This is a genomic window from Paraburkholderia sp. 22098, from assembly GCF_052045935.1.
Classification (GTDB): Bacteria; Pseudomonadota; Gammaproteobacteria; order Burkholderiales; family Burkholderiaceae; genus Paraburkholderia; species Paraburkholderia caledonica.
The window spans coordinates 105452-119986 of the sequence record NZ_JBQEPV010000009.1; the positions used below are offsets into that span (position 1 = coordinate 105452).

Below are 14535 nucleotides of genomic sequence, written 5' to 3' on the forward strand. Positions count from 1 at the left end.
GGAGCCCCACACTGCTTGGCAAGTACTTTTATGCATCGACTTTAAATTGCGCTTACCCACATCATTCACTCGCTTGCGCATGAGCAAGTGAGCACCTCGACTCAACATCGCGTCACTGCGTCAGCCTTTGCGCGACGCCCGCACGACACCTGTCACTTCGCCGAGCAGCGTGCAAGCGCGTTGAATTTGCGCGGCACTCGACACCTCGACGGTGAATTGCATGAACGCCGCATTGCGGCGGGTTTGCGTCTTCACACCGATCACATTCATTTTTTCTCGCGCGAACACTTCGGAGATATCGCGCAGCAAACCCTGGCGGTCCGTCGCCTCGATCGAGAGGTCGACCGGATACACCGATTGCCCGCGACCGCTCATTACGTCCGCTGACCACGCCGTTTGCAACACACGCTCCGGCGCGCGTTCGGCCATGCGCAAAAACGTCGGGCAGTCGCTGCGGTGAATCGACATGCCCTTGCCGCGCGTCACGAATCCGCAGATGTCGTCAGGCGGCGCCGGACGGCAGCATCGAGCAAGTTGCGTGAGCAATGCGTCGACGCCGACCACCAGCACGCCCGTCGACGCGCCGCGCGCCACGCTCGCGCCACTACTGCGCTTTTCGAATTGCTCGGGTACTTCGACCACCGGTTCCGGCGGCGGCGCATCGTGCAGCGCCTGCTCGACGAGCCGCAGACTGAACTCTTCCTTGCCGACGACCGAGAACAGATCGTCGGTAGTCTTGAAGCCGAGCTTGGCCGCGAGCTGATCCAGGTTCACCGAGGTCTTGCCCTCGCGCTGCAGGGTCTTTTCGACCATTGCGCGGCCGCTCGCAATGTGCTCCTGTAACTCGACGGCATTAAACCAGGCGCGCACTTTCTGGCGCGCACGCGGACTATGCAGATAACCGAGCTGTGGATTGAGCCAGTCGCGCGACGGCCCACCTTCTTTTACCGCGACAATTTCCACCGTCTGGCCGTTCTGCAACTGGGTGTTCAGCGGCACCATCGCCCCGTCGACGCGCGCCCCGCGACACCGATGCCCCAACTCGCTATGCAGGTGATACGCGAAATCCACCGGCGTCGCACCATGCGGCAACGCGATCACGCGCGCCTGCGGCGTGAGCACGTAGATGTGGTCGTCGTCGAGCGTGGCCTGGCGCAATTGCTCCCACGGCTGCGCCGCGCGCTTCTCGCCGTGCTCGCCTTCGGACACGTCGTCTTTCCACGCGAGCAATTGACGCAACCATGCGATCTTCTCGTCGTACTTCTCATTGGCGGCAAACTGGCCGCCGTACCCACGCGTGCCGGCTTCCTTGTAGCGCCAATGCGCGGCCACGCCGTATTCGGCGAACTGATGCATGTCGTGCGTGCGGATCTGCACTTCGAACGCGCGGCCGTCGTCGCCGATCACGACCGTATGCAGCGACTTATAGCCATTCGGCTTCGGCCGCGAGATGTAATCGTCGAACTCTCTCGGCACCGGTTGCCACAGGTTGTGCACGATGCCGAGCACCGTGTAGCAATCCTTGATGTCCGGCACGATTACGCGAAACGCGCGCACGTCGTACAGTTCGGCGAAGTCGAGTTCCTTGCCGCGCATCTTGCGCCAGATGCTATAGATATGCTTTGGCCTGCCGCTTACTTCCGCGCGAATGTTCGCGGCGGCAAGTTCCTGCTGCAGCCGTTCAATGGCCTGCGCAACATAGCTTTCGCGTTCAACGCGTTTCTCGTCCAGCAACTTCGCGATGCGCTTATAAGTCACCGGCTCTTCGAAGCGGAACGCAAGGTCTTCGAGTTCCCACTTCAATTGCCAGATGCCGAGGCGGTTCGCGAGTGGCGCATAAATATCGAGCGTTTCGCGCGCCACATCCGGCGACGGCGTGAGCTTCGCCGCCGCGTAATAACGCAGCGACTGCAGCCGCGACGCGAGCCGTATCAGCACCACGCGAATATCTTGCGCGAACGCGAGCAGCATCTTGCGCAGCGCCTCGACCTGCGCGCGCCGCGCGGCCTGCGCATCACGCCCCGCTTCGGGCATGGCGTTCTGTGCAGCGCGCAAGCTCACTGTGCCGAGGCGCAGCAACTTGCGCACGTCGCCGACGAGTTGCGCGACTTCCTCGCCGAAGTTGTCGGCGATCACGCGCTCGGGGTCTTGCAAATGCGGCGTCAATGCAAACAACGCCGCCGCCAGCACGGCCGGCGGATCGACGTTGAGCGTGCGCATGATCGACGCGGTGCCCGCCGCATGATCCGCGAGAGACTCGCCCGACGACAGCCGCACCTCGCCCGCATGACGACGCACGAACGCCATTGCTTCGTCGAAAGACGGAAGAGGATTCGGCGTGCTCGTAGCGGTTTCGGTATTCATGGTGCGGCGGCCCACCGGGCCCTGGCAAATCAACGGAATTTCAACTGCAACTGCCTGGTTTTGCTTCGCTCAGCTCCGCTGCGCCGCGACCACGACGATCTCAACCAGGCACTTCGGGTTGGCGAGCTTCGCCTCGACGGTCGCGCGCGGCGGCGTCGCGCCTTGCGCCACCCACTCGTCCCACACCGCGTTCATGCCGGCGAAATGCTCCATGTCCGAGATATAGATCTGCACGGACAGCAAATGCGATTTATCGCTGTTTGCCTCGGCTAGCAGGCGGTCGATATGGCCGAGCACTTCGCGCGTTTGCCCCGTGATGTCCTGGTCCGCGTCTTCGGCGATCTGGCCGGCAAGGTAGATCGTGCCGTTGTGCACGGCAATTTCAGAAAGACGCTTGCCGACATGGTGACGAATGACTGCCATGAAGAATCCTGAAGTAGATAGAAGAAGATTGACTGGATGCGCTATGCATGACGCGTTAGAGCGCCACGCGCAACTGCATATTATGACGCGTCGCCGCCATTGCCGATAAAGAACCGCTTCGCAATGTCGATCTGATCCGCCGAAAGAAACGCCGGCGCGTGCCCCACACCGCTGATCTCGACGCTCGACACCGCATGCCCCGTCTCGACCATCCTGGCGACTGTTTCACGCGACAGCAGATCGGAAAGCTCGCCTCTCACCACCAGCACCGGCCCTTGGAACGACGCAAGCGAATGCCATAGCGCGGCCTCGCCTAGTTTCGCGGTTTCTTCCGTCGTCGCGGCAAAGGGCTGCGCAATGCGCGGATCGTAGCGGAACAGCCATGTGCCGTTCTCTTCGCGAATCAGCGGCGTATTGATCTCGCGCCATTCTTCCGCCGTGAGCGGACCGAAGCTGCGCGCGAGGAACGCCGCGTGATCGATGCCTTGCCGCAGCGAGTCGAAGCGCACGGGCTTGCCGAGATAATCGCCGATACGCTTGACGGCCTCCGGCTCCAGATGCGGACCGACGTCGTTTAGCAACAGCTTACGGATAGGCGTGTCCGCGAGTCCCGCGAGGCCGAGCCCGATCAGGCCGCCCATTGACGTGCCGAACCAGTCGACCGTTTCCACATTCAGCCGCGCAATGAGCGTCACCATGTCGGCGACATATTGCGGCACGCTGTATAAGTTTGGGTTGGCGAGCCACGAAGACAAGCCCCGGCCCGCCACATCAGGACAGACCACACGGTAGGTATCGGCGAACTGCGCCGCTAACCGGTCGAAGTCGCGCCCCGAGCGCGTCAGGCCATGCACGCACAGCAGCACCCGCGGATTGTCCGGATGGCCCCACTCGGTGTAGGCAATGCGATGCAAGCCCGCGGCGCTCGCGCACTGCACATAACGTTGGCGCGGCGCGAGCCGCTCGCCGGCGAAAGCTGTCGTTGCGGTCATCTGTGGTCCTTGCAAAAGCGCTGTGCATGTGGCCCGTGTGCACCGTAACGCGGCGCGAAGAAACAGGCGACGAATCGTCAAGTGATTGCTTCGAACGATTGTAAACCGCTTTGCCGCGTGACAAGGATCGGCCAGAAGGCATAGGACGGGAGCGGCAAAACCGCGAGCCGCAAAAAGAAAAGCGGGCGAGACTTCCGCCTCGCCCGCCCCGCCCACCATTCCCGCCGCCTGGGCCAACGCACATGCGTCAGCCCGGCATCAAACCCGACAACCGTGATCAGCTCACCGCGCTCACATCGAGCGGCGCGCCCGTCTTCGCCTTGATCTCGTCGACGCTCACGCCGGGCGCCAGTTCTGTCACCTTCAGGCCGTCGTCGGTGACTTCGATCACGCCGAGGTCGGTGATGATCTGATCCACCACGCCCACGCCCGTCAACGGCAGCGTGCATTCTTCGAGAATCTTGTGCTGATCGCCCTTCGCGACGTGCTCCATCAGCACGACCACGCGCTTGACGCCGGCCACCAGATCCATTGCGCCGCCCATGCCCTTGATCATCTTGCCGGGGATCATCCAGTTCGCGAGGTCGCCCTTCTTGCTGATCTGCATGGCGCCCAGAATGGCCAAGTTGATGTGGCCGCCGCGAATCATCGCGAACGAATCCGCCGACGAAAAAATCGACGAGCCCGGCAACGTGGTCACCGTTTGCTTGCCCGCGTTGATGAGGTCGGCGTCCACTTCGTCTTCGGTCGGCGACGGGCCAATGCCGAGCAGGCCGTTTTCCGACTGCAGCCACACTTCGACACCCGGCGGCACGTGGTTCGCCACCAGCGTCGGCAAGCCGATGCCGAGGTTCACATAAAAACCGTCCTGCAATTCCTTCGCCGCGCGCGCGGCCATTTCGTCACGAGTCCATGCCATGATCAGTCTCCTTTCGCGCGGACGACGCGTTGTTCGATGCGTTTTTCCGGATGCGCATTGAGCACGATGCGCTGAACGAAGATGCCAGGCGTATGAATCGCGTCCGGATCGAGCTCGCCCACCTCGACGATTTCCTCGACTTCCGCGACGGTGATCTTGCCGGCCATCGCGCACATCGGATTGAAGTTGCGGGCCGTGCGGCGATAGATCAGGTTGCCCGACTTGTCGGCTTTCCATGCCTTCACGAGCGCGATATCCGCCGTCAGCGAATGTTCGAGCACGTAGTGGTTCTCGCCGAACTGGCGGGTTTCCTTGCCCTCGGCGATCAGCGTGCCGTAGCCGGTATTCGTGAAGAACGCCGGGATGCCCGAGCCGCCCGCGCGCAGTTTCTCGGCAAGCGTGCCCTGCGGCGTGAATTCGAGTTCGAGTTCGCCGGCCAGATACTGGCGCTCGAACTCCTTGTTTTCCCCGACATACGACGAGATCATCTTCTTGATCTGGCGCGTTTCGAGCAGCAGACCGAGGCCAAATCCGTCGACACCCGCGTTGTTGCTGATGCAGGTAATGTTTTGCACCTTGGTGTCGCGCAGCGCAGCGATCAGCGCTTCGGGAATGCCGCACAACCCGAAGCCGCCGACGGCGAACGTCTGACCGTCCTTGACGATGTCTTTCAGCGCCTCAGCGGCGCCTGGATAGACTTTGTTCATCAGTATGTCCCTTCCTTTATGGAAACCTGAAACCGTTTTCTTGCGGCTCGTGTGACGCGCTCAGGCGCGGCCCGACACGTCATTCTAGTCATCCGGCGGGTGCCGTGCGCGAAGCCTGTGTCACGCTTCGCGCAAACGCCGCCACGGACGCCTCACCGCGTTCTCATGTGCCCGAAAGAGTACGCTGCGTGCGCCATACGGCACAATACGCAAAAATACATAAGTACTTGCCGCCAGCCCATGCCCGCACTGGATTACCAAACCGCTTTTCATCTCGCGCCGATCGGGCTCGTGCTGTCGCGTGAGCGCATTATCGAAGACTGCAATGACGAACTGGCGTCCATCTTCGGCTGTCCGCGCGAGGCGCTGCTCGGGCAGTCGTTCCAGATTCTGTATCCGTCGGCGGACGAATTCGAGCGGATCGGCGCACGGATCCCGCCCATCATGACCGCTCAAGGCAGCTATGCCGACGACCGCATCATGAAGCGCGCCAACGGCGAACTGTTCTGGTGCCATGTGACGGGCCGCGCGCAGCGGCGCACCGACCCGCACGCGGCGGGCGTCTGGACTTTCGAGGATCTAAGTGCGACGCGGCGCGTGGCGGTCGAATTGACGCCGCGCGAGCGGGAAATCGCCGCCCAACTGGTGACCGGCAAAACCAGCAAACAGATTGGACGGGCGTTGGAAATCAGCCCGCGCACCGTCGACGTTTATCGCGCCCGCTTGATGCGCAAATACGATACGGGCAACGCTACCGAACTGTTGCAGCGTCTGCTCGGGCATTGACGGCCGCAGCCGGGGGGCGCGACACCGCTTTGTGCGAAGTCGAGGCAAGAAGTGGAACGATGAAGCGAGGCCTTAGAGTTGAGGCCCCGCGCTGCGCGGTCATGCAGAAATAAACGGCGAACTTATGCGGCCGGCTCAGCCGCTTTCACGAGCGCGGCGCGCTCGATGGTCTCGCGCAACAAATCAGGAACCGGCACCGACTTGCCGGCCGCGTAGTCGATCCATACGCAGCGGGCGGCGCCGCGTGCATAGACGGTGCTGGGATCGTCTGCACGCACGAGTTCGAAGCCCGTGTCGAAACTGCTGCGGCCGGGCGTCGCGACGGTCATGCGGCCGATCACGTCGCCGGGATAATGCAGTTGCTTGAGAAACTCCATCGACGCGTTCACGATCACCGGCCCCTGCCCATCCGCATTGCTGCCGGCGAGGCCGAGTTGCTCGAACCAGGAGATACGCACCTGCTCCATGTAGCGGAAATAGACCGTGTTGTTCACATGGCCGAATGCGTCCATGTCGCCCCAGCGGATCGGCATCGACATCTCGAAAACTGCGTGAAAATCGCTCATCGTGCTTCTGCTCTTCTTACTTCTCAAAAGATTGCTCAAGGATCGAGTCGGGTAAAACCGTGGCCATTCAGGCCAATGCCTGCACCATAGCGCAGACGTTTCGTCGGCAGAAGGCCCGCGCGCGTAAAAGAGCTTCTTCGAAACTGCGTTAATCGCCTGGCGCGCCGGGACGAGTGCCAGTCGCACCTCCCCGGATCCCGGTGATCGCGCGTCAACTCATAAGCCGGCGATCAGGCCAGACCGAAGCCGTCGTCGGCGGCGATGACCGAGCCGTTGATGAACTGCGATTCGTCCGCCGCCAGCAACAGCAGCAATCCGTCCAGGTCCTCAGGCTTGCCGACGCGATGGCGCGGCAGCATGGACACGAGCTTTTGCCCCTGCTCGGTCGACCAGTGATGATGATTGATCTCCGTGTCGATATAGCCCGGGCAGATCGCGTTCACATTGATGCCATGCTTGCCCCATTCGAGCGCCATGGCTTTCGTCATGTGGACGACGGCTGCCTTGCTCATCGAATAAAGGCCGATTTGAGGCAATACGCGCAAGCCGGCCATCGACGCAATGTTGATGATCCGGTACGAAGGTTTCTGCGCGTTGTTGCCGCGCATGATCATGCGCTTGGCCACTTCCTGCGCGACGAAGAACGCGCCGCGAGTGTTGGTGTCGAACACATATTCGAAGTCGGCCGGCGTAACCTCCGACAGCTTCTGCGTGGTCGACACGCCCGAGTTGTTCACCAGAATGTCGATGGTGCCCGCCTCGGTCTCCGCATGGGCGACCGCCGACTTGATGCTCTGATAATCGGTCACATCCAGCGAAACGACGTGCGCCGCGCCGCCTGACGCCTCGATTTCGGCGCGCAGTTCCTTCAGGCGCTCGGTTCGCCGGCTCGCTAGCACGACCTTGGCGCCCGCCTGCGACAACACTTGAGCAAAGCGCTTTCCCAACCCGCTCGAGGCGCCCGTGATGAGCGCGACTTTGCCTTCCAGATTGATCGAACGGCCCATTGTCGTTCCTTGTTCGGTTGTTGTTACGAATACGGTTGTCGGTCGCGGTCCGACCCATGCTCGGGTCAATACCGTAGCATATAAATAGAACGCTCGTGCTAATCTCTGCTGATCGGGTTGCGGTGCAAGAGACCATCGCCCACAATACGATCCCGAAAAAAGCATTCTAACGGTAAGAGGAGCATCAATGACCCCCGCAAGTCTCATTGAGCAGTACGGCCCGCGCGAGTCGATGGAATACGACGTCGTGATCGTCGGCGGCGGCCCGGCTGGCTTGTCCGCGGCGATCCGCCTGAAGCAGCTGGCGGCCGACAAGGGCGTCGAGCTTGGCGTCTGCGTGCTGGAAAAAGGCTCGGAGATCGGGGCGCACATCCTCTCGGGCGCCGTCATGGACCCGCGCGCGTTGAATGAACTGATTCCCGACTGGAAGGAAAAAGGCGCGCCGCTGGACGTCGAAGTCACCGAAGACCGATTCCTGTTCCTTTCGGAAACCGGCGCGAAGAGCGTGCCGAACTGGGCGCTGCCCGATAACTTCAAGAACCACGGCAACTACGTGATCAGCCTCGCCAACGTGACGCGTTGGCTGGGCCAGCAGGCCGAAGCGCTCGGCGTGGAGATTTTCCCCGGCTTTCCGGCTGCGGAGGTGCTCTACAACGACGACGGTTCGGTGAAAGGTGTCGCCACGGGCAATCTGGGCATCGGCAAGGACGGCCAGCCGACTGAAAACTTTCAGCTCGGCATGGAACTGCACGCGAAATACACCCTTTTCTGCGAAGGCGCGCGCGGGCATCTCGGGCGTCAGCTAAACGAGAAGTTCAGGTTGCGCGACGGCGTCGATCCGCAGGTCTACGGCATCGGCATCAAGGAATTGTGGGAGATCGATCCGTCGAAACACAAGCCGGGGCTCGTCATGCACACGGCCGGCTGGCCCTTGCAGACGGACACGTACGGCGGCTCGTTCCTCTATCACATGGACAACAACCAGGTGGTGGTGGGCTTCGTGGTCGGGCTCGGTTATACGAATCCGTATCTGTCGCCGTTCGAGGAATTCCAGCGCTACAAGACGCATCCGGCAATCCGTCATTTTCTGGAAGGCGGCAAGCGCGTGTCGTATGGCGCGCGGGCAATCACTGCGGGCGGCCTGATGTCGCTGCCGAAGCTCGTGTTCCCCGGCGGCGCACTGGTCGGCGACGACGCGGGCTTCCTGAACGCATCGCGGATCAAGGGTTCGCATGCCGCGATCAAGACTGGCATGCTCGCCGCCGATGCCGCATTTGAAGCCGTGCAGGCAGGCCGCACGAGCGACGAGCTCACGGCTTATCCCGAGTCGTTCAAGACTTCGTGGCTGCACACGGAGCTCTACAGGGCCCGCAACTTCAAGCAGTGGATGAGCAAGGGCCTGTACCTCGGCACGTTGATGGTCGGCATAGAGCAGAAGCTGCTCGGCGGGAATGTGCCGTGGACGCTGCACCATCAGCATTCCGATCATGAGATGCTCAAGCCCGCGTCGCAATGCACGCCGATCACCTACCCGAAGCCGGACGGCAAGCTGACCTTCGACCGTTTGTCTTCGGTGTTCATATCGAACACGAATCACGAAGAGAACCAGCCGCCTCACTTGACGCTCAAAGACCCCACGGTGCCGGTGAACGTAAACTGGCAGACATATGCGGGTCCGGAGTCGCGTTACTGCCCGGCGGCCGTGTATGAATTCGTGAAGAACGACGACGGCAGCGAGCGGCTGGTAATCAACGCGCAGAACTGCGTGCACTGCAAGACCTGCGATATCAAGGACCCGACGCAGAACATCGTGTGGGTGACACCTGAAGGCGGCGGCGGGCCGAACTACCCGAACATGTGAGCGGCGCTTCGCCTTCGCAACATAGGCAGACGACCTCTGCGTTGCGAAGGCAAGCCGCGAAGGCCACCCCAAGGCCACCCACCAGGGCAACCCGCCAAGGCCACCGCTTAGCCGCGCACCATTCCTTCGATACGCGCACACACTTGTGCCATCACCGGCGCCCAGGCGCCCACCGCCGGTTGCCGGAACAGTTCGATCGAATCGTACCAGGGCGTAACCGGCGCCCCCACTCGCCAGAACCACGCCGATACGTGATCGATCATCAAGCACGTCGGTACGCCGAGCGCGCCGGCCAGGTGGGCAGGTCCACTGTCGATCGTCACCACCAGATCGAGATTCGCCAGCAGCGCGGCGACGTCGTCGAAGCCGGCTTCAAAGTACTGAGTAGGATCGACGACGTCGAAGCCCATTGCACGCCATTGCGCGACCGTCTCGCCACGTCCTGGCGACAGCGCGAAGTAGGTGACACCGGCCACGTTCAACAATGGCTCCAGTTGCTCGATCGGCACCGAGCGCCGCGCATCGCGGATATGGTCCGGATTTCCATTCCACACGAGTCCCACTTTGCGATTACCGGGCTTGCCGTCGACACAGGCATGCACCCACTGCTGCCACGGTTGCAGACGTTGCGGGTCCGCGCTCAGATAAGGCGCGCCCCAACCGGTCGCCTCGACAATGCCTAGACGCAAGGGCAAGCTCATCAACCCGCAATGAAAATCAGGCTGCGTTTCGAGGCTTGTTTCAAGGCGCAGGTCGGCAGGCAGCGTCCGTTCGAATAGATGCCGCAACGGCCCGTCGTGACCGAAGATCACATGACCGCCCTCACGCCGCGCACGCTCGGCGAGCAGCGGCAGAAAGCGCACCGCCCACAGACAGTCGCCGTTGCCTTGCTCGCCGTACACGACGAGCGTCTTGCCCGCCAGCGACTCTCCTTGCCACGGTGCGCTGATCGCGGCGAGCGCTTGCTGCGCGTTGTTCAGATCGCTGGCGAATGCAAGGCGCGACTCGTAGAGCGCCCAGCCCTCGGCGAAACGCCCGCTGCGGATCTGGAGTTCGGACAAATCGAACAACGCATGTGCGTTATCCGCAGACAACGCGAGCACTTCACGAAGGAGCGCTTCGGCTTCCGCAAAACGCCCCTGCTCCTTGATGCACAACGCCAGCTTATGAAGCGCGATCGGATTGCCCGGCACGAGCCGCACCGCTTCGCGCAGCAAATTCTCGGCAGTCGCGAAGTCGTTACGATGTTGGACGGCGGCGGACCGCCAGATCAATGCGTTGGCATCGGCGGGGTTTTGTGAGAGCAGCAGTGCCGTGGCAGATTCGACAAGCGCCCAATCGCGCACGACGAAGGCCGTCTGCGCAATAGTGTGGAGGAGCGTCGGCTCACAGACTGGGTCGGCCTGATACGCGCGTACGAGCGCCCCGAGGGCTTCGCGTTGCAGCGCTTTGTCGCCGCCCGCGTGTTGCAGCAGCGTCTGGCCGAACGCGAGACAGTCGTGCGCGACCGCGTGCGGCGCCGCGGCGCGTGCCCGCAACGCCGGGAGAATGTTGTCCGCCGGCTGGCTGGAGAGATGATTCATGCGAAAAGCGCAGTTCGCGCAATGCGATTGAAACGCGCGAACCGCGCCCTTTACGGCGCGCTTGCTGCGATCTTCGGCGTACTCACCGAAACGTCGCCACATTGCGCGCGATGGCGCAACGCATGGTCGATCAGCACCAGCGCAAGCATGGATTCGGCGATAGGCGTGGCGCGAATGCCGACACACGGGTCATGCCGCCCGAACGTCTCGACCATTGCCGGTTGCCCCGCTTTGTCGATCGAGCGGCGCGGAGTACGAATGCTCGACGTCGGCTTGATGGCAATCGACACGGTAATGTCCTGGCCGGTGGAAATACCGCCAAGCACACCGCCCGCGTTATTCCCGACAAAGCCTTCGGGAGTGAGTTCATCGCCATGCACGGAGCCGCGCTGCGCGACGCTCGCGAACCCTGCGCCGATCTCAACGCCCTTCACCGCGTTGATACCCATCATGGCGTGAGCGATGTCCGCGTCCAGGCGGTCGAACAACGGCTCGCCGAGACCGACGGGCACACCAGAGGCCACCACATTGATACGGGCGCCAATCGAGTCGCCCTCTTTGCGCAGCGCGTCCATATACGCTTCGAGCTGCGGCACGATGTCCGCGTTCGGCACGAAGAACGGATTCTCGCGCACATGCGCCCAGTCGACAAACGGCACGTCGATCTCGCCAAGCGCGGCCATGTAGCCACGAATTTCAGTGCCGAATTTTTCGCGCAACCATTTCTTCGCAACGGCACCGGCCGCGACCGTAGGCGCTGTTAAACGCGCCGACGAACGGCCACCGCCGCGATAGTCGCGAATACCGTACTTTTGCCAATACGTGTAGTCGGCGTGGCCGGGACGAAACGTGTCCACGATGTTGCCGTAGTCTTTACTGCGCTGGTCGGTATTGCGAATCAGCAGCGCGATGGGTGCACCCGTGGTGGTTCCCTCGAACACGCCCGACAGAATCTCGACCTTGTCCTCTTCCTGACGCTGCGTGACGTGGCGCGACGTGCCCGGCTTGCGGCGGTCGAGTTCGAGCTGGATGTCGGCTTCGGTCAGCGCCATGCCCGGCGGGCAACCGTCGATCACACAGCCGATAGCCGGGCCGTGCGATTCGCCGAAGGTCGTGACAGTAAAAAGCGTACCGAGCGTGTTGCCGGACATGGGCGTCGTCCAAAGGAATGCGGGGAAGACGCTATTATGCCAGCCCCTTGCCGCCCGGGACGACGCCGCGCGCCGGCTTATGACTTCCGGACAAGACCGCGCCTACTTCCGCGCGCCGCGCAAGTCCGTGACGATTCTCTGAAGCAACTCGGGTGTGGCCAGCGCCGGCTCGATAGGCTCGCCTACTGCCAGAGTCAGCCGACTCATCACGCCCTTTTGCACGGGGCGTGGCCAGTGTGCGTCGTCGGAGCGGGAAAACACGCTGCCCCACAGGCCACGCAACGCCATTGGAACGACCGGCGCGGGCGTGCGCGCGATGATTTCCATGACACCGCGACGGAACTCGTTCATGTCGCCCGTCCGGGTGAGTTTGCCTTCGGGAAAAATGCACACCAGTTCGCCGTCGGCAAGCGCCTGTGCGCAACGCTCGTACGCGCGCGCCAGCACCTGCGGGTCCTGATGCGCGGGCGCTATGGGAATTGCCTTCGCATGACGGAAGACCCAGCCTGCGAACGGGTTTTTGAAGACCTGATAGTCCATTACGAAGCGGATCGGCCGTGGACTTTCGGCCATGATCACGACCGCATCAACGAAGCTCACGTGATTGCACACGAGCACGGCCGCGCCCTCTTCCGGAATCCGCTCCGCGTGCACGAGGCGAATCCGGTAGAACGTGTGCACGAGCAACCATGCGATGAATCGCAACAGGAACTCGGGCACGAGCGAATAGATGTAGGTCGCCACCACGATATTGAGCAGCGCGGTCACGAGAAAAATGGCCGGAATGCTGAAGTCCGCCGAGGTGAGGCCGACCGCCATCAACGCGGAGACGATCATGAACAGCGAATTGAGAATATTGTTCGCGGCGATGATGCGCGCCCGGTGGCTCGGCTGGCTGCGGCTCTGGATCAGTGCATAAAGCGGCACGCTGTAGAAACCGCCGAACATGGCAAGTAGAAACAGATCGGCGAGCACGCGCCAATGCGCGGCGTGCGCGAGGAACTCGCTTACACTCAGCAGGTGACCGGCGGCCGGCAGCGCGTGGCTCGCGAAAAACAGGTCGATGGCGAACACGCTCATGCCGATCGAGCCGAGCGGCACGAGGCCGATCTCGATACGCCGCTTGGATAGCTTCTCGCACAGCAGCGAGCCAAGGCCGATACCAACGGAGAAGGTGCCGAGCAGCACCGTCACGACGTCCGGGTTGGCCGACAGCACATCTTTTGCAAAGCTGAAAAACGACGACAGAAACGTCGCGCCCACGAACCACAGCCACGATATGCCGAGCAGGCTCAGAAACACCGTGCGGTTTTCGCGCGCGAGCTTGAGATTGCGCCAGGTCTCGCTGACCGGATTCCAGTTGATCCGCAAATCCGGCTGCGGCGCCGCGGTTACCGGCACGAAGCTCGATACGACGCGCCCCGCGAGCGCAATGGCGACGCAGGCACAAGCCAGAACCAGCGCGCCGTGTTCGACGAAACCCGCGCCCGCGCCGCCGACAATCGTGCCGACCAGGATCGCGACGAAGGTGCCCATCTCGACCATGCCGTTGCCGCCGACCAGTTCCTCGCTCGACAAATGTTGCGGCAGATATGAATACTTGACCGGCCCGAACAGAGTCGAATGGACGCCCATCATGAACGTGCACAGATATAGCAGCGGCGCGCTATGCAGCAGGAAGCCCGCGCCGCCGACCAACATGACGACGATCTCGAAGCTCTTCACGAAACGCGTGAGCATCGCCTTGTCGTACTTGTCGGCGATCTGTCCGGACGTGGCCGACAGCAACACGAAAGGCAAGATGAAGATCGCCGAGATCATGAACGCGGCGGTCTTCGGATCGACGCCTGAGAACCGCGCCGCCTGAAACGTGACGAGCGACGTGAAACCTATCTTGAAGACGTTGTCGTTCATCGCGCCGAGGAACTGCGTCCAGAAAAACGGCGCAAAGCGGCGCTCGCCCAGCAGCTTGAACTGCGATTCGTGCTGGCCATGCTGGCGCGCGGCACGGTGGACGGCGGCCGGCGCAGACGCGGGCGGCGTGGGAGGCGTTGGGGGCAGCGGGCTTTGACTCATGAAGTTCGTTGAAACAGATTCAGTAGCAGGCGCCAGGAGAAGCGGCTAAAGGCCACATGAAGAACCATGACGGCGCGCACAAAAAAAGCGCGCGCTCTCG

Annotated in this window: 12 protein-coding genes; 2 read left to right on the plus strand and 10 right to left on the minus strand. The window is 62.3% G+C overall.

Going from position 1 to position 14535, the window contains the following annotated elements; all coding sequences use genetic code 11:
* Window positions 1-120 precede the first annotated feature (120 nt).
* From ACTJLB_RS20070 to ACTJLB_RS20090, 5 genes are all read right to left on the minus strand, one after another.
* A complete protein-coding gene (locus tag ACTJLB_RS20070) occupies window positions 121-2364 on the minus strand; it encodes a RelA/SpoT family protein (protein WP_087754169.1) in 2244 nt (747 codons plus the stop codon).
* A gap of 69 nt (window positions 2365-2433) precedes the next feature.
* Window positions 2434-2787, minus strand: a complete 354-nt coding sequence (locus ACTJLB_RS20075) for a RidA family protein (RefSeq protein WP_020069524.1) — start codon at window positions 2785-2787, stop codon at window positions 2434-2436.
* An 80-nt stretch (window positions 2788-2867) separates the two neighbouring features.
* Entirely contained in the window at window positions 2868-3779 is a 912-nt protein-coding gene (locus ACTJLB_RS20080; RefSeq protein WP_087754170.1) for an alpha/beta fold hydrolase, read from the minus strand.
* 277 nt (window positions 3780-4056) lie between these two features.
* Window positions 4057-4698, minus strand: coding sequence for a CoA transferase subunit B (locus ACTJLB_RS20085; protein ID WP_020069522.1), 642 nt, complete (start codon window positions 4696-4698; stop codon window positions 4057-4059).
* A gap of 2 nt (window positions 4699-4700) precedes the next feature.
* Window positions 4701-5405: a CoA transferase subunit A gene (locus tag ACTJLB_RS20090; RefSeq protein WP_128591947.1), complete on the minus strand. Its 705-nt coding sequence runs from the start codon at window positions 5403-5405 to the stop codon at window positions 4701-4703.
* Between the two features lie 240 nt (window positions 5406-5645).
* On the opposite strand from ACTJLB_RS20090, the gene ACTJLB_RS20095 reads away from it, so the two are divergent.
* Entirely contained in the window at window positions 5646-6191 is a 546-nt protein-coding gene (locus ACTJLB_RS20095) for a LuxR C-terminal-related transcriptional regulator (RefSeq protein WP_020069520.1), read from the plus strand.
* 122 nt (window positions 6192-6313) lie between these two features.
* Here ACTJLB_RS20095 and ACTJLB_RS20100 read toward each other — a convergent pair whose 3' ends face one another.
* Window positions 6314-6757 carry an acyl-CoA thioesterase gene (locus tag ACTJLB_RS20100; RefSeq protein WP_020069519.1) on the minus strand — a complete coding sequence of 148 codons (444 nt, stop codon included), beginning with the start codon at window positions 6755-6757 and terminating at the stop codon, window positions 6314-6316.
* A gap of 230 nt (window positions 6758-6987) precedes the next feature.
* Window positions 6988-7764, minus strand: coding sequence for an SDR family oxidoreductase (locus ACTJLB_RS20105; RefSeq protein ID WP_006052429.1), 777 nt, complete (start codon window positions 7762-7764; stop codon window positions 6988-6990).
* Between the two features lie 187 nt (window positions 7765-7951).
* Between ACTJLB_RS20105 and ACTJLB_RS20110 the strand changes: the two genes are divergently transcribed.
* On the plus strand, window positions 7952-9625 hold the full coding sequence (locus ACTJLB_RS20110; RefSeq protein WP_088173559.1) for an electron transfer flavoprotein-ubiquinone oxidoreductase: 1674 nt from the start codon (window positions 7952-7954) through the stop codon (window positions 9623-9625).
* Between the two features lie 107 nt (window positions 9626-9732).
* Here the strand turns inward: ACTJLB_RS20110 and ACTJLB_RS20115 are convergent, their stop codons facing one another.
* From ACTJLB_RS20115 to ACTJLB_RS20125, 3 genes are all read right to left on the minus strand, one after another.
* Entirely contained in the window at window positions 9733-11208 is a 1476-nt protein-coding gene (locus tag ACTJLB_RS20115; RefSeq protein ID WP_440784274.1) for a tetratricopeptide repeat protein, read from the minus strand.
* A 50-nt stretch (window positions 11209-11258) separates the two neighbouring features.
* Window positions 11259-12359 carry a chorismate synthase gene (gene aroC / locus ACTJLB_RS20120; RefSeq protein ID WP_088173558.1) on the minus strand — a complete coding sequence of 367 codons (1101 nt, stop codon included), beginning with the start codon at window positions 12357-12359 and terminating at the stop codon, window positions 11259-11261.
* A gap of 102 nt (window positions 12360-12461) precedes the next feature.
* The gene (locus ACTJLB_RS20125; RefSeq protein WP_440784275.1) at window positions 12462-14435 is read right to left on the minus strand and encodes an MFS transporter; all 1974 of its coding nucleotides are present in this window, start codon (window positions 14433-14435) and stop codon (window positions 12462-12464) included.
* Window positions 14436-14535 lie beyond the last annotated feature (100 nt).

Excerpts from the sequence above, each read along its gene's own strand:
- ACTJLB_RS20070 (WP_087754169.1), bottom strand. The coding sequence starts at position 2,364 with ATGAATACCGAAACCGCTACGAGCACGCCGAATCCTCTTCCGTCTTTC.
- ACTJLB_RS20075 (WP_020069524.1), bottom strand. The coding sequence starts at position 2,787 with ATGGCAGTCATTCGTCACCATGTCGGCAAGCGTCTTTCTGAAATTGCC.
- ACTJLB_RS20080 (WP_087754170.1), bottom strand. The coding sequence starts at position 3,779 with ATGACCGCAACGACAGCTTTCGCCGGCGAGCGGCTCGCGCCGCGCCAA.
- ACTJLB_RS20085 (WP_020069522.1), bottom strand. The coding sequence starts at position 4,698 with ATGGCATGGACTCGTGACGAAATGGCCGCGCGCGCGGCGAAGGAATTG.
- ACTJLB_RS20090 (WP_128591947.1), bottom strand. The coding sequence starts at position 5,405 with ATGAACAAAGTCTATCCAGGCGCCGCTGAGGCGCTGAAAGACATCGTC.
- ACTJLB_RS20095 (WP_020069520.1), top strand. The coding sequence starts at position 5,646 with ATGCCCGCACTGGATTACCAAACCGCTTTTCATCTCGCGCCGATCGGG.
- ACTJLB_RS20100 (WP_020069519.1), bottom strand. The coding sequence starts at position 6,757 with ATGAGCGATTTTCACGCAGTTTTCGAGATGTCGATGCCGATCCGCTGG.
- ACTJLB_RS20105 (WP_006052429.1), bottom strand. The coding sequence starts at position 7,764 with ATGGGCCGTTCGATCAATCTGGAAGGCAAAGTCGCGCTCATCACGGGC.
- ACTJLB_RS20110 (WP_088173559.1), top strand. The coding sequence starts at position 7,952 with ATGACCCCCGCAAGTCTCATTGAGCAGTACGGCCCGCGCGAGTCGATG.
- ACTJLB_RS20115 (WP_440784274.1), bottom strand. The coding sequence starts at position 11,208 with ATGAATCATCTCTCCAGCCAGCCGGCGGACAACATTCTCCCGGCGTTG.
- aroC (WP_088173558.1), bottom strand. The coding sequence starts at position 12,359 with ATGTCCGGCAACACGCTCGGTACGCTTTTTACTGTCACGACCTTCGGC.
- ACTJLB_RS20125 (WP_440784275.1), bottom strand. The coding sequence starts at position 14,435 with ATGAGTCAAAGCCCGCTGCCCCCAACGCCTCCCACGCCGCCCGCGTCT.